13 protein-coding genes and 2 pseudogenes are annotated in these 14983 nt (G+C 43.1%); 4 read left to right on the plus strand and 11 right to left on the minus strand.

What is annotated here, in order from left to right; translation table 11 throughout:
• Nucleotides 1-412: pseudogene (locus GNE10_RS35340) on the minus strand (glutamate acetyltransferase); the annotation flags it as partial.
• A gap of 314 nt (nt 413-726) precedes the next feature.
• Here GNE10_RS35340 and GNE10_RS06005 point away from each other — a divergent pair.
• Complete coding sequence (locus GNE10_RS06005; protein WP_096536235.1) at nt 727-1446, plus strand: Crp/Fnr family transcriptional regulator; 720 nt, start codon at nt 727-729, stop codon at nt 1444-1446.
• Nucleotides 1447-1499: 53 nt separating this feature from the next.
• On the opposite strand, the gene GNE10_RS06010 is transcribed toward GNE10_RS06005, so the two are convergent.
• From GNE10_RS06010 to GNE10_RS06030, 5 genes are all read right to left on the minus strand, one after another.
• Complete coding sequence (locus GNE10_RS06010) at nt 1500-2546, minus strand: PstS family phosphate ABC transporter substrate-binding protein (RefSeq protein ID WP_185564087.1); 1047 nt, start codon at nt 2544-2546, stop codon at nt 1500-1502.
• 180 nt (nt 2547-2726) lie between these two features.
• Nucleotides 2727-3245, minus strand: a complete 519-nt coding sequence (locus GNE10_RS06015; protein ID WP_185564088.1) for a hypothetical protein — start codon at nt 3243-3245, stop codon at nt 2727-2729.
• 179 nt (nt 3246-3424) lie between these two features.
• Nucleotides 3425-4198 carry a trans-aconitate 2-methyltransferase gene (locus GNE10_RS06020; RefSeq protein ID WP_185564089.1) on the minus strand — a complete coding sequence of 258 codons (774 nt, stop codon included), beginning with the start codon at nt 4196-4198 and terminating at the stop codon, nt 3425-3427.
• 56 nt (nt 4199-4254) lie between these two features.
• The gene (locus GNE10_RS06025) at nt 4255-5481 is read right to left on the minus strand and encodes a tetratricopeptide repeat protein (protein WP_311774793.1); all 1227 of its coding nucleotides are present in this window, start codon (nt 5479-5481) and stop codon (nt 4255-4257) included.
• A gap of 325 nt (nt 5482-5806) precedes the next feature.
• Nucleotides 5807-8485: a U32 family peptidase gene (locus tag GNE10_RS06030; protein WP_185564090.1), complete on the minus strand. Its 2679-nt coding sequence runs from the start codon at nt 8483-8485 to the stop codon at nt 5807-5809.
• Nucleotides 8486-8672: 187 nt separating this feature from the next.
• Here GNE10_RS06030 and GNE10_RS06035 point away from each other — a divergent pair, with 187 nt between their 5' ends.
• Nucleotides 8673-8888 (plus strand): type II toxin-antitoxin system HicA family toxin, encoded by a 216-nt coding sequence (locus GNE10_RS06035; protein ID WP_185564091.1) that lies wholly within the window; start codon nt 8673-8675, stop codon nt 8886-8888.
• On the plus strand, nt 8885-9115 hold the full coding sequence (locus tag GNE10_RS06040) for a type II toxin-antitoxin system HicB family antitoxin (RefSeq protein WP_185564092.1): 231 nt from the start codon (nt 8885-8887) through the stop codon (nt 9113-9115). The genes GNE10_RS06035 and GNE10_RS06040 overlap by 4 nt, the downstream gene beginning before the upstream one ends.
• 41 nt (nt 9116-9156) lie before the next feature.
• On the opposite strand, the pseudogene GNE10_RS06045 reads toward GNE10_RS06040, so the two are convergent.
• From GNE10_RS06045 to GNE10_RS06055, 3 genes and pseudogenes are all read right to left on the minus strand, one after another.
• A pseudogene (locus tag GNE10_RS06045) lies at nt 9157-9462 on the minus strand (Uma2 family endonuclease); the annotation flags it as partial.
• A 56-nt stretch (nt 9463-9518) separates the two neighbouring features.
• On the minus strand, nt 9519-10649 hold the full coding sequence (locus tag GNE10_RS06050; protein WP_185564093.1) for an aldo/keto reductase: 1131 nt from the start codon (nt 10647-10649) through the stop codon (nt 9519-9521).
• Nucleotides 10650-10782: 133 nt separating this feature from the next.
• The gene (locus GNE10_RS06055) at nt 10783-11280 is read right to left on the minus strand and encodes a bifunctional nuclease family protein (RefSeq protein WP_096536256.1); all 498 of its coding nucleotides are present in this window, start codon (nt 11278-11280) and stop codon (nt 10783-10785) included.
• A gap of 340 nt (nt 11281-11620) precedes the next feature.
• Here GNE10_RS06055 and GNE10_RS06060 point away from each other — a divergent pair, with 340 nt between their 5' ends.
• Nucleotides 11621-12301 carry a riboflavin synthase gene (locus GNE10_RS06060; protein ID WP_099067926.1) on the plus strand — a complete coding sequence of 227 codons (681 nt, stop codon included), beginning with the start codon at nt 11621-11623 and terminating at the stop codon, nt 12299-12301.
• 109 nt (nt 12302-12410) lie between these two features.
• On the opposite strand, the gene GNE10_RS06065 is transcribed toward GNE10_RS06060, so the two are convergent.
• Both GNE10_RS06065 and GNE10_RS06070 read right to left on the minus strand, forming a co-directional pair.
• Nucleotides 12411-14000 (minus strand): M23 family metallopeptidase, encoded by a 1590-nt coding sequence (locus GNE10_RS06065; protein ID WP_185564094.1) that lies wholly within the window; start codon nt 13998-14000, stop codon nt 12411-12413.
• A 91-nt stretch (nt 14001-14091) separates the two neighbouring features.
• Nucleotides 14092-14910, minus strand: coding sequence for a biotin--[acetyl-CoA-carboxylase] ligase (locus GNE10_RS06070; protein ID WP_185564095.1), 819 nt, complete (start codon nt 14908-14910; stop codon nt 14092-14094).
• Nucleotides 14911-14983 lie beyond the last annotated feature (73 nt).

Here is a 14983-nt window from a genome sequence, read left to right on the forward strand (position 1 = left end):
GGTTATGACTTCTTCTGCCTTGTCCCCTTGTCCCCTTGTCCCCTTGTCTCCCCATCTCCCCCACCAGACTTTGTAACCAAGTCCCCAATGCTGAGTCTGTTAATTCAAAATGTATCAAACCAGAGGGAACTATTTGGATGTTAAAAACGTCGCCACAGGTTGCAGATAGATGAAGGGCAATGTCACTAGCAAGCTCCATCACTTTTCGATTCTGAGAGTTTGACACTTGCAACGCCACACTTGAGGTATACAAAATTTTGCTACTGTTTCTATCTTTGTATAGAGGAATTTTTTTATTTCTTATGTATTCATTTTTTATACTTTCAGTATTAATACTTAAATCTTCAGTTAAATAATCATATATTAACCGCTTAAAAGACGTGTATTTAAATGCTTGTATTTCTTTGCACACTAGATTTTACGTAGACACTCTTGTAAAGTATATTTGTTAATTTGGTGTCACCTATCTCCGGATATAGGTTTAATCTAGATGAAGAAAAATGAGAGTAGGATAAAATTTGATGAATAATCGATGAATAGTGAGTAAATTTTACTACCATCATTGTACAGTAGGAAGTATAACAAAAGAGTAGAGAGTAATTCTTTGCTTTCTATTCTTTGGATGGCTGGCGCTTTTGGGCGTTAAGCCTGCATCGCCAACACAAAGACACTCCTTGCACCTTTTCGATCACGTCTTTGTCTTCAGCCGAACGCTCTTTGTTACCTATGCAATCTCCATCTTCTTTTTCTGAGGCATCACGGCCTTTTTTAACTTGGCAACGGATTCTTGACTGGGCTCAGGAACACTACCGCTGCCGCACCTTCAGCAAAGATGAGCGCATTCCAGCCCGACCTGGATTGCTATATTTGGTGCAAAGGGGTGCAATTCGCATGGTAGGAACCGCTCAGGTTAGCGCCACTGCTAGCCAGCTAACGTCTCGACGAATCAACAGAACTCCTGAGGAAGCGTTCTTGGGTTTTGTTGGAGCGGGACAGCCATTTGAAATTGTTGCCCAGTCACCATTCACACTCCAAGCTTACGCTCATGTTGACCAAACAGCGGTGCTGTGGATGTACTGGCACGACTTAGATAACTGGCCTCACTTCCGCCGGGAAGTTATGGATGCCTTTAGATATCAGCACCAGCGCAAGCTGCTGTGGCTGAGTGCTTTGGGACAACGCCGCACAATTGACCGACTCTTAGGATTCCTCACATTGTTGATTGAGGAATATGGAGAGCCGGCAATGAGCGACACCGATCCTGATGTAATTCGCGGCTATTGTCTGCCTTTCCCTCTTACCCATGCCCAAATTGGTAGCGCCATTGGTTCGACTCGTGTCACCGTCACCCGCTTAATGGGCAAGCTGCGTCAACGTGGCTTAATCCTTACCCAAGGTGATAATCTGATTTGCTTACCAGCAGAGTCGATTAATAGAGCCAGCTAAAGCACAGTTCAGAGGGGCGATTTCCGCCACTCTGCCTGAATACCATCACGATGTCAGCGAATTTTCACAAACCCAGCTTGGGTAATCAGTTCCTGTCCCTGCTCAGTCAGCAGTAAGTTGGCGTAAGCGACACCTGCTTGCTGCTCAGTCTGACCATTCTGTTTGACCACCACAAACAGATTGCGGGTAATCGGGTACTTTCCTGATTGAAAAGCCTCAATGTTCAACTTGTTCCGTTTACCAGGACATTCAGACGGGAGGACAAATGGTTCTTGGTAGGGAGCAATATACTGTCCTTGTGTCCGCCCCAACGGCAAGGCTCTAATTGAACACTGAGGAATCACCTCTGGGGCAGAAGCGTAGTAAATGCCGCCAGGACTACCAGCCAATTTTTGCAAGGCTTGGGTGGTTGTGGAGATAAATTCCACATTGGAGCTGAAAGCTTGACCACCCAAGATGTCTTGGACAAAAAGTTCTACCGTACCGCCATCAACTATTCTGCGGGAATAAGGCTTGATGGGGATATTGGAACCGCCCAACTGGCTCCAATTATTGATTTTGCCAGTATAAATTGACTTTAATTGGTCTACTGTCAGTCCTGGAATATTGAGGTTTGGGTTAACTGCAACTGCCAAACCATCAATTGCTACAGGAATTTGTTTCAAAGTGAACCCACGCTGCTGGGCCCGGCTAAATTCTTGGTCTAAAATTGGTCGAGAAGATTGGGCAAAAGCTAGTTGACCATCTATCAGCGACTGTATACCAGTCCCAGAACCAGGAGATGCATTACTCGGTTCTACATAACGCAGCCTAAATTCTGCTCGCGTTGCTTGAATTGCTGGGTCAACTATTAATCGAATTGGGGCCCAAGAAGTACTACCTCCATAATTGAATAATCCAGTGGGAACATCCTGGACTGAAGCAAAAGTATTGGTACTGGGCTGTCCTAATGGAGGCTGGGGTGTGTTGGTGCTACGAGAATTAATTTGATTGAAATCAACACCAGATTTTCTGCTGAACCACCAAAACCCGCCAGCTATTAACCCAACAGTAATTAGGATAGATAAAACAAGAATAGGTATTTCATTTTTTTGCGACATAAAAATTATCCGCACGTCCGTTTAATACTAGAAACTGGCGATGGGCATGAGGTACAAGAAGCAGAGGTTTAGAGTATGTTTTAAAACTCGCTGTATCCTCAAAAATGGGCATCTTTGTGTAGTCTCCATAAACCCCAGTCCAGCCTTGAGGATGACTAGCGCACGTTAGTAAACGGCATTCTAACGCCCTAATCCCATCTTGTTTTGAGTACCCATCTGGATACTACATAAAGCTGGACTAGTAGCAAAGTTACAAGTGTAGGTCGCTAGAGATTCTTGTTGATAATTAAATACCCGCATATTGTAACCAAAGTTGCGTGTAGTGCTACCTAAACGATTGACAAAATCATAGCGCTGTACATAGTCTAGTAAGCTCCAAATTTGCTGATTGACTATCAAATCAACTCGCGCAGGTTCTTTTTCTGAACCTGGGTATGCTATCCAATTATCCAGTAGCTTTTTTTCAGAATTTTGTTGTGCCCACCATAAACTTGGAACGGTTAATCGTAATGGATTAATGGTGTTAGCTGTGATTATATATTCTGTTGGTTTGGTTAATAAATCTAGTTGTAAAGGTGCACTAGAAGGCGGTGGTATTGGCGGTGTTTGCGCTAGTGAGGGCGGAACTATTAAACCAGCGAGGCTAATGCTGAGTAGTAGTAAAAATGATGTCTGACTGTACAATTTAGGTATATGCATAACTGATAATAATTTGGGCGTTACTGAATCAAGGGACGATTTCCTGTAGGGTGGGCATCCCGCCGTCCCGAAAATATAAGGAACGGACAAGATGACCATGCCACAAAACTAGTAAAATCATTCCGCAATTATGCAACGCCATAATTCGTAATTAAGAAGTAAGTCAAAATTCGTACACTTTAAATTTTAATTGCAATGATGCGAATTCTGCGATAATCTGCTAGCCAATTTCCTTGTTGATAGAGTGTTGGCTTCAGATATTCCTCTACGACGCGAATTACTTGTATTTGTTGCTCATCAGAAAGTTCTGTTAAATAACTGCTGGCGAACATCCGAATCCAGTTTGCCATACCTGCTTCTCCCTCTGTTAAAGGAGTTGGACGAGCAAATAGGGTGCTATAGATGACATCAAAGCCTTGCTGTTCTAATAGGGTGGCGTATTCACCAATACTAGGGAAATACCAAGGATTTAGGTGTTGTGCCGATATATTAATTGCTTCCAAGGCGTTGGATAAAGCTGTGGCGATCGCTTGCACATTTCCTTTACCACCAAATTCTGCAACAAAACGGCCTCCGGGTTTTAGGGCTTGATGTATGCAGGCGATCGCGCTGTCTGCTGGTTTCACCCAATGCAACACAGCATTGGAAAACACAGCATCAAAAGGCTGTTGAACTTGAAAATTTGTCGCATCAGCAACATCAAAGCGGATATGAGGATAGTTTTCTCTTGCCTTTTCAATCATTGCAGGTGCGCTATCAATTCCCCAGACTTGGGCACCAACTTCGGCAATTTTTTCGGTGAGTTGTCCAGTGCCACAGCCGAGATCTAAAATTGACTCTCCTGGCTGGGGGTTGAGTAATTGCAATAAGTTTTCGCCATACTGCCAAACAAAGGCGTGTTTATCTTCGTAAAGCGAAGTATTCCAATTGTTGCTTGTCGAAATATTATTCATTAACGTAGGATTTTATGGTGTGTAAAGACGTTGCATTGCAACGTCTCTACATTAAATTACTTTCTAGCAACTAATTTATCTAAGAAATCCATTTTTACGGCAAAGTTGATAATATCTTGACCTGTACGACGGTTTTTAACTTCACCGTTATTCAGGGCGACAACATAGGGCCAATTATCAATCCAATCAATGATTGGGCCGCCGGAAGCGCCGCCTGCGGTAGCGCAATCATGAAGTAAAAGGTTTGATTGTTCACTAACAATACTGCAATTATCTTGGTAGTCCGCAGTCCATCCTTTACCGGCGGTATAGGATTCATAGCCTTCTTTGGTGGGATCTGGGTAGTCACCAGAGTAACCAACAAAGAATAATTTACCTTGCTTTTGTTTAATCAAAGTAGAACTAGGTACAGATTTCCATCCTAAACGACCATATTTGCGGGCTAGGGGCTGATTAATAGCTGTTTGAGTTTCACCTGCGATTGAGTACACAGAGCCAATACTATAGAGAGTATCTGCTTGACCAGATGAGTCTTTTAGCGTTTCACGATAGATTTTTAATGCTTTGTTCAGAGAATCTAGAGCCTCTTTTGTATTGCCTAACTTATTGTGAACAGTAGCAATTGCTTTATAAGTTATTACTAATTCATGAAATTTTTGATGGGCTATAAATATTGACTGTGCTTGTTGTAAATAACTGAGTGCTTCTCTTGGTTCATCAGTATTGGTGTAAATAGCACCAATTCCACCAAGTATAGTTGCTTCAAATACAGGTTTGTTGAGTTCTCGTGATATTTCTAATGCTTTATTGAGATAGTCTAAGGCATTTTTCTTATCTGAAATAGAATAGTAGACACTGCCAGTAAGAAATAATATCTCAACTTCCTCTTGACGCAGTTTTAGCTCTTGGGCAATTTTTAACCCTTGTTGGTATTTATTTATCGCTTGTTTGTAAAATTCTCTAGTCCCTTTTTTCTCTAAATCCTGTCCTTCTTTAACCAGCTTTACTCCCTGTTCGTATAACTTTCGTTGCTCTGTATTTAAGGGAATTGAAGGGGTAGACGCTGGCTGCTGTGCAAGATAAACTTTTTGTTGATTGTGATAGCTTCTCAGTAATACTTGCTTATCCCTAGTTTCTAAAGATGGGAATTTATCTCGATATTTATCTAATAGAATTTCTGGCGATATTTCGGGTGAATAGTTCTGTAAACCACTAACATTTGCACCCACCGCATCAGATAACAAAACCACACCCAGCAATGCAGTTAAACTATAACGAGACACACGAGAAAATGAGCAGCAAAAATTAATCTCTTTCTGATTCCAAAGTTGAGTTTATAACGTTCATTGACCTGAATTGACGTTGTTTCCAAAATAGAAACAAAATTTTGCCAAATCTTCCGGATTTCTGATTTTGGCGTTCTCTCGCGAGGTTTTATGTGGACTTAGATCCCCGACTTCTTCAAGAAGTCGGGGATCTAAGGGTCAAGTGATGTGATAGTAATAAATCAAAAGAATCTTTCATCAGAACCGATGTGGATAAAGTTTTCAACGGTTACTCAATTTGACCGCCGAACAGATTTTTCCAGCTTGACGTTCAGAAAATCAATTATGACCGCAATGCAGATACTCCCATAGGGCCGCGAGTTACGCCTAGTTGGTTTTGCAACTTCAACTCTCGCCAAAGTTGGGAACCTCTAATTTCACCTTGCAATAATTGGCTGTAGTAATGTATTGTTTTACTCACTTGTGCTGGGGTTTCATTGACAAATTCGATGCGAAAGTGACGTAATCCCAATTCCATAAGACGATGTACGTACTCGGCTCCTGTTTGAGCAGTGCCGTTAAATACAGTATTGCGGCAACCGACATCTGCTTTCAGGATGTGTTCGCTACCAACGCGGTCTTTTAATTTCACTTCATGCTTTTCGCAAGGTCGTCCACAGTTAGTGTAGTCTGTTCCCTCAGAAAGAAAAGCACAAAAGACACAGTGTTCCATGTGGAACATTGGCATATGTTGATGAATTGTCACTTCAAACCACTCTGGCGGACAACTTGTAAGCAGGTCTTCCAGTTGATTAATATTCAAATCGTAGGATGCGGTTAATCTTTCCAAACCAAAATTCTGCCGAAAGTAATCTGCTGTTAAAGGGTTAGCAACGTTGAGTGAAAAATCTCCAATACAACGGTCTTCGGCAAAAAATTGCATTTGGTCATAGTTTCGCACCAGATAACCATCTGCTTTGCAGGCGCGTACCTGCTGCAAAATCCAATTTTCCCCAGGTTTAGTAATTCGGGGTGGTGCAACCCAGATGGTGGGGAGTGGGGAGTTAGGAGTTGAGAGTGCTGAGTTATGAGTTAAAAGTGAAGAGTTGTCTGTTTTGTGTTTTTGCTGTTGTTGGCGTACTAAGTGTACGGCTTCTCGGTAGGCGCGGGGATCTTCAAATTCGCAGTATAGTGTTTTGATACCAGTTTGCAGTGCGGCTTGGAGTTGCTTGAGGTTTCGTACCAAAACGATGAGTGAAGGAGATAAAGAAGGCATAAACAGGGACAATTTCACCGTTTCCGTATATCCCCTTGTCCCCGCGTCCTGTTTCTCCGTGTCCCCGCGTCCCCTTGTCCCCGCGTGCTGTTTTTTAGGGAGTAAGTCTTGGAAGGAGACATCAGGATATAATTCCCAGCGTTTGGGTTGACTTCGTAATTCTTCTAACTGTGTCACGATTTCCCGCCGTATCCGGTTTAATTCACTTACGGGTAGCATGATGGCGGTGGTGATGTGGTTGGTTAAGGTTCCCAAACAGAAGGGGGTGTTCCCAAGACGACCTAATTGTTCTTGTAAACGTTCTGTATCTAGAGGTTTGGTGTGGGCTGCTACTAGAGGAATTTCAGACTCTACTTGGACAATATTACCAAGGCGATCGCGGGCGATGGCCACTAATTTCTCACCAACTTCTCCATAAATTTCCAAGTCAATTGGACGCTGAAATTGCGGGTTTTCCCCTGCAAAACTTTGACGCAGTTGTTTATCAAGTTCCGGGTCGCTGGTTTTCCAGACTTTATCGCCCACATGCACCCGACGTAAGTTTAAATCACTTCTACCAAAGGTCAGCAAAGTTTCCTTACCTTTGGACATCACCCCATAAACTCGTCCGCCTTCTTCCTTAGTCTCTGGGTGACCGCAGTCAAACACAATTCCATCCCCTGGCTTCACAGGCGCTTCGAGTTTGATTGCTATCTGTCCGTTGTGGATGCGAGTAACTTCACCTAAATAAACTCCGCGTTTTTTACCAAAACGTGCATGAACTAATTCCTGATTATTAATCCCACTAAACCAACCCGTGTAAAGTCCGCGAGAAAATGCCATCTCTAAGTTGTAGTGTTCTTGAGAAACAGAAATTTGTTGTACTACTTTCCCCGCGTCCCCGCGTCTCCGTGTCCCCGTGTCCAATTCTTCCATCACTCTATCCAAAGCTTGGCGATAAACACGGGTAACATTAGCAACATACTCTGGGGCTTTGAGACGACCTTCGATTTTGAGAGAACTTACCCCTGATTTCACCAAATCCGCTAAAACATCTAAGCCTGCAAGGTCTTGAGGACTGAGTAAATATTTACGTTCGCCTAAATCTACAATTTGACCATCAGCGATTAAATCATAAGGCATCCGGCAAGCTTGGGCACACTCGCCTCGGTTAGCTGAACGTCCGCCTAAAGCTTCACTCGTCAAACACTGACCGGAATATGCCACGCACAAAGCACCGTGAACAAAAACTTCCAAAGGTAGCGATGTCTGCTGTTGGATTTTATTGATTTCCTTAAGAGAACACTCACGCGCCAACACCACCAACTGACAGCCAAGGGATTTGGCAAATTCCACCCCAGCAGCAGTAGTAATAGTCATTTGCGTGGAAGCATGGATAGGGAAATCAGGGGAAAGGTGACGAATGAGACGACATATACCAATATCTTGAACAATTACTGCATCCACACCCGCTGCAATAATCGTGCGGAGATATTGCTGGGCTTCTGCTAGTTCTTTGGGAAATATTAGTGTATTTACGGTGAGATAACCCTTTACACCCCGAAGATGCAGAAATTTCATCAAACTGGGTAAGTCTGCTTCTGTGAAATTTTGCGCCCGCATTCTGGCGTTGAAGCGATCTAAACCGAAGTAAATTGCATCCGCCCCATTTTCTACAGCAGCTTTAGCACATTCCCAATTACCTGCTGGCGCAAGTAGTTCGGGGCGTTGAAGGGAGAGTAGAGAAAGGGAGCGATCGCTTTTCATGTTTACTTGGGGTTAAGTAGCACCATAGCGATCTTACCTAAGTTGATGGGGATGATGGGGGCGATCGCTATCTCCTTTGTGGCAATTTCATTCTTCTTGAGAAAGGGTAAAAACAGGATGTGATACTCAAAATAAATATTGTCTATACATTGCTGCTCATCATTATGACGATTTAGATTAAGGGCATATGCCCAAAAAAATCAGAGAGTTAAAAGCTATTTTGTTGAAAGCTGGGTTTGTCTACCGTCCTGCAAAAGGTAGTCATACCTTCTGGACTCACCCATTGATACCAGATGAACCATTTACCATTGCAGGAAAAGATGGAGACGATGCACCCCGATACCTGGAAAAGCAAGTCAATCGTGTTTTGAAACAACTAGGAAAAATAGAGGAAGAAGAATGAACGATCGCTATAGTATGGTCATTCAATGGTCAGATGAAGATAACTGCTACTTGGTACACTTACCGGAATTTCCTTGGCAGCAATTCCACACTCATGGTAAGACTTATGAAGAAGCAGCTAAACATGGACAGGAAGTGATTGAATCTCTGATTGAATGGTATGAAGAGCAAGGAAAACCTTTGCCAGAGCCAATTACTTTTCCGCACAAACCGTTAAAAGTGGCTTAAATCTTTTTAGATGTTTTGCAGAAGTAGAGCGATCGCTCTTTTCACTCCAATTCTTCTACATCAACTTCAGACTCAACAAGCTCAAAGTTGACCTTGTTATATAAATCCTGCAATGAAATCTCAAAGGGTATAGTTACAAGTGCGTAGGCGTAGCCCATCGAAGATATCGCTTCATCTTCTTCATCATATTCCCGAAGCGTCCATTGCTTTTTTCCAATTTTAGAAAATTGCTCTACACGAATTCTAGTTTGGTCAATTAAGAGATATTCTTGAAAGGTAGAAATAGTTCGGTAAGCTTCAAATTTATCTTGGCGATCGTATCCGTGGGTAGATTTAGATATTAATTCTTGTAGGGACGGCGATTTACCGCGTCTCTTCGCTTCTTGTAATTTTGAATTATTATTTATCCCCACAATCTCCTACCTGCTTTGCCATTTAACCTTTCATGGGTATCTGCCAATAAAGTTGGAATATCTAATTTTTCCGGACATCTTGGTAAACAATCACCACATTCTGTGCAACGATTGGCTTTCATTCCAGGAAACCAATGACCTGCATTTTCAAACATTCCATAACGATATTGACCATAGTCTTTCATGTCGTATGCTACTGCCAAATTTCGTAACCGCAATACCTCTGGAATATTGATATTTTCTGGACAAGGTAAACAAGCATAACACTGGCTACATTTATCAATTTCTAAAGCAATTTTTTGCTGATTTTCTAATCGTTGAAATGCAGAAATTTCTTCTGGTATGAGTTGATAATCTCGGTCAGCAACTCCCAGGGGTTCAATTAATTCTTGTGGGTTGGCTGGCCCTACACTCAAAGTAGTAATACGGTTATCTGCAAGTAAAAATCGATAATTTAATTCTAAGGGAGAATACGGCAGACACAAATCTTTCAGGGTTTGCGATGGCGTGTAGAGGCGTCCTCCCTTATCAGCAGGGGAAATAATGAAAATCCCCATATCTTTTTCAGCTGCTAGTTGAATTGCTGGGGCGTGGCGTTGGAAAAAATAGTAATAATGCAGATTGACAAATTCAAATAAATGTGTGTTAATTGCTGCTTGAATTAACTCTAATGACCCGTGGGTGGAAAAACCAAGATGTCGCACTCGCCCATCGGCAATAGCTTCTGCAACAGCTTGCATACAGCCATTTTTGGCTTGTACCCACTCTAAATGTTCCCAGGTGTTCAAGCCATGAATGCCTAAGCAATCTAGATAATCTATTTGTAATTTTTCTAGGGATTCGTCGATGCACCGACGCATGGTGTCAGCATCTGGTGTAGGTGGGATTTTGGTAGTGATGTGCAACTGGGTTCGGGGTACTGATAAACCAGCTTTTAGTGCCTTACCAAGATATTCCTGGCTTTTGCCGTAACCTTTGGCAGTTTCTATATGGTTAATTCCCAAGGCTAGGGCTTGTTCAATGGTTTGCTGGGCATTTTCAAAATTAGCCAGGTAGCGCATTGTTCCCAAAGAAAAAACCGAGAGGCGCAAATTTGTTTTCCCAAAGCGTCGGTATTGCATCGTTAAAGTCGAATTTTAGATTTTAGATTTTAGATTTTAGATTTTTCCTTCAATCTAAAATCCTTTGTGAAAAGCTTTGTTCGCCGGGAATCGGCGCTTAAACTTTTCCTTTCCCTTCAAAATCTAAAATTGCCTAGCTGTCGCCATTACCAAAGCGCTTGATCAAATCCTCAGGACGGAGATTAGAAACAAATTCACGGAAGGCTTGCTGTTCGGCTTCATCTGCATCGCGGTCAACTGGGATAGAAGCATCCGCTATGACTTCTTCCATTACCCAAATCGGAGTATTTGTGCGGAGGGCAATGGCGATCGCATCGCTGGGACGGGCGTCGATTTCTTTTTTGACTTCACCTTGCTGGACAATTAAAGCAGCATAAAATGTATCCTTTTGCAAGGAATGAATAATCACCTTCTCTAGAGTCATATTCCAGGTCTCTAAAAGATTCACCATCAAATCGTGAGTCAAGGGTCTGGGAGGCTTCTGATTTTCCAGTGCGCCCATAATTGCCCTGGCTTGTTCCTGACCGATGTAAATGGGCAAAGCCCGCCGATCTGAAGAATCTTTCAAAAGGACGATCGGGCTGCGGGTTATGGCATCTAATGCTATGCCAGCGACTTTCATTTCAATCATTGGCTAAGCCTCTACAATTTTCTGAGAGCCTTGGATGCTGTGTAACAAATAGTACCCTTTTTCGGGTGGTTTGGCGACAGTAATAAACATAAGCATTCGTTCTCTATAATTGCTTCTATTAAACTCCGAACTTGTGGTGTACACCAGAGTAATTCAAATGGGTCTGCTTAAACAATAAGCTTCTTACCCAAGTATGCCTTGTGAAGGATGATAATGTGTTAATATTCTCCATAGAAAAAAAGTCAGAAAATATACTCAGACATTCTCAATTTCTGTGACAATTACTAATTAATTTCTGCCAAAATTAGGCAATAAATAGAGTTAGTTTGGCAAAAAAGCGGTGTTTACAGGATTAATCCAAGCTTTAGGAATGATGAAACCCTTAGGGGGCGATTCTTGGCAAATTACTTGTGTTGGCCCATCGAGTGAAGTAATTATGCAAGATTTGGCTTATGGTGACAGTGTTGCGGTGGATGGCGTTTGTTTGACGGTGGAAAAAGTTTTAAAAGATGGGTTTATCGCCACCGCTTCACCAGAAACCCTACGGCGCACGACTTTGGGAGGGGAGCAAACGCAACAGAGATATGTCAATTTAGAAGCGTCGCTCAGAGTTGGCAGCAAAGTCGGCGGTCATTTTGTTATGGGTCATGTAGATGGTATCGGGCGATTGTTAGTGGCGGAACAAACGGCGACTTCTTGGGAAATGACCTTTAGTGCATCAGAGGCGATCGCACGCTACATTGTCCCCAAAGGTAGCATCGCCGTCAATGGCATCAGTCTAACAGTAGCTGCATATGAGCCAGAATTTTCCCAATTCAAGGTGGCAGTGATTCCTCTCACCTATGCCGAAACAAATCTTCGCTATTTGACTCCTGGTAGTTTAGTCAATCTAGAAGGAGATATTCTCGGCAAATACGTGGAAAAGTTTGTTTATTCTGGCAAACCACACACCACAGACCCTGATAACAATAGTATAAACGACATTACACCCGCATTCTTAGCAGAACACGGGTACTTGTAATTAGGTATGGGGAAAGGGAAAGGGGTATGGTTCGACAAGCTCACCAACCGGGGAAAAGGGAAAGATTAAATTTATTCCTTTTCCCTTTAACCTTTAACCTTTTCCCCAGTTAACTCCCTGGTTGCTGACTCACCTGGGCAGTTCGCAGGGATTGAAGTAACTGGGCTAGGCCGCTTTGTAATTGCACGCCTGGGTCAGTTGCAACCCACCCATTTGGTGTGAGGTGGCGGACTTCAAAGTGCAGGTGAGGGCCTGTGGAGTTACCTGTGCTACCGACTCGGCCGATGACAGTTCCAGGTTCTACCCATTGACCCGGTTGAACAAAGATTTCTGACATGTGACCGTAGAGAGTTTGTTCGGCAGATTTGTGATTGATGATAACAGCTAAACCATAACCACCCAGCCAGTTAGCTGTTTCCACTTGGCCGCCAGCAGCAGCTAAAATTGGGGTTCCCGTAGGCGCACCCAAGTCTGTACCAGCATGGAAGCGTTGATTACCTGTAATGGGATGAATTCGCCAACCAAACACAGAGGTAATGGAAGCGGGAACCGACAGTGGATACATCATTCCCGTACCGCCATAGGCAATTCTCGGACTGTAGGGAATTTGGGGCAATACTGATGCCAGTGAGAAGTCGTAACTGACGGTGCTGGGGCGTGGTGCAAGGTTGCCATCTGCCATTGGTGGCGGTAAAGTACCACCACTGGGCGCAATGGGAGTTGTACTCACCCTAGTAGGGCTGAATTCGTTGGGACTAGGAATAAATCGATTCGGGCGGAATCCAGTTTGATTATTACTAGCAGAAACACTTTCAGCAGCACCCCATCTGCCGTTGTTACTAGCAGCTGCTACTTGTCGCACTGGTGGAACTACTGGTAATTGAGCGTTTTGACTTCTTCTTAGCCAATTAGGTGCTGATTTGCCATTAGAGTTAGCTACACGCCCAGTTTGTGGCGCTTGAACACAAACCCCACCAGATACATTTTGTCCTGAAGACAAAGTGGCTCGACAACCACTAGAACGTTCTGTGAGGATTACGGAACTTGGCGCTTGATAAGTGCCCGTTGTGCCGGTATCATAACTATTGGGGTCAATATAGGCGTTATTATAATCCCTAGCCTTTTCTATAGCTGTCCTGACAGCGCTGTTGGAGTTGTTTGTCGGTTGAGCAACTTCTGGCAGTTTTTCAGGTAAGGGACGAGGAGCAATATTTAGTTTTTCTTGTCGTACCCTTGCAGGAACGATTTGAGATGTTTCTGGTTTGGGCTTGGACTGTCTGATAATAACAACAGGTTCAGCTGCTTCTATTTTGGGCTGGGACTGTCTAATGGGCTGTTTTGATTGAGCGACTTCTGGCTTGTTACGTAGTCTTTGCCTGAGTCTAGCGCGCCGTTGAACAAAGTCTGGCTGTGTTTGAGCTGCTTCGGGTGCAACACTCTGTTTTTTTAAGCCGAGCGGAGTCGAGGCTTTAACTGGGTTTGTAAACACTACTGTTGGTTGGGAACTTTCAACAGTGGGAACAATATTGTCTATTTGTGTTTCCGTTTGGGCAGACACGAAGCCGCCGCTTAGAATACTGACGCTGCTTAGCCAACAGAGACCCTGTGCTGGTAGCGTCGAGGCAAAACGTTTTTTTGTCACATCTCGCTGCCATAGGTAATGCAAACGATGATGGGCAGAATTTTTGCGCTGCGTCATTTGTTCTCTGGTATTGTGTGTAATTAGCCTAAAGAGATGATGCTAGTGGTTTGTTTTGCCCAAAGAGCGGAATTTTGAACAAACCGGAAATTTAAACGGAAGATTTATGGTATCCCAAACTGATTGTACCGGGTTGAATATAAATTTCCGGTGTAATTAGTTCTTTTGTCCCATAATTTTCTAAATCAATTCGTAAATTTCCTTGAGGAGTTACACCGACTACAGTACCTGAAAGATTATTGACGTACACCTTATCGCCCATGTTTGTAAGCAAGTCTAAATAGCGAGATAAGAGTATGTTTATTCCTTCTTGAAAGAGGCACTGCATACCGGATTCTATTCCTAGTAAAACCGTAGAGGCGAGCATTTCCAAACAAGAAATAGGCCTGAAATTTTGGGAAGCTTGCCACGATTCCAGATTTATTCCTGTTTCTGGTACTGAGTTTATCCAGTTAATGCCGACACCAATTACTGCTTGTGTAATTTGTGCTTTTTTGACTTTAGTTTCTGTCAAAATGCCGCCTAGCTTGCGACCGTTTAAAACTAAATCATTGGGCCATTTTATCCCAACATTCACGTTGTGCTGGCGCAATTGAGACGCAATTCCCCAAGCACTAGCGAAAGTTAGCTGGTAGCTATCACTAGCTTCTATTTTGTGGTCAAAAGAAATCGCCACTGAAAGATACAATCCTCCAACTGGAGAAATCCATTGGCGTCCCCATTGTCCGCGTCCCGCAGTCTGTGATGTTGCAATTACTACTGTTCCCGAATTTGCCCCAAGGTTTAGCATATCCCAGAGGGTTTGATTTGTTGAGGAGACAGTTTCCAAAAAGTGCACAGAGAATGGTAAATATGGATACTTTCGCCCTGCTTTCAAGGCTGCTTCTAAATTTTGCAGATTAAATCCCACAGCAGTAACCTAAATGGCCTTGTTCAAGTTAGCATTGATTGGCTGATGAGTGATTTTGTGTTTAGGTTTGGTT

Source organism: Nostoc sp. 2RC, from assembly GCF_014222165.1.
GTDB classification, from domain to species: domain Bacteria; phylum Cyanobacteriota; class Cyanobacteriia; order Cyanobacteriales; family Nostocaceae; genus Nostoc; species Nostoc linckia.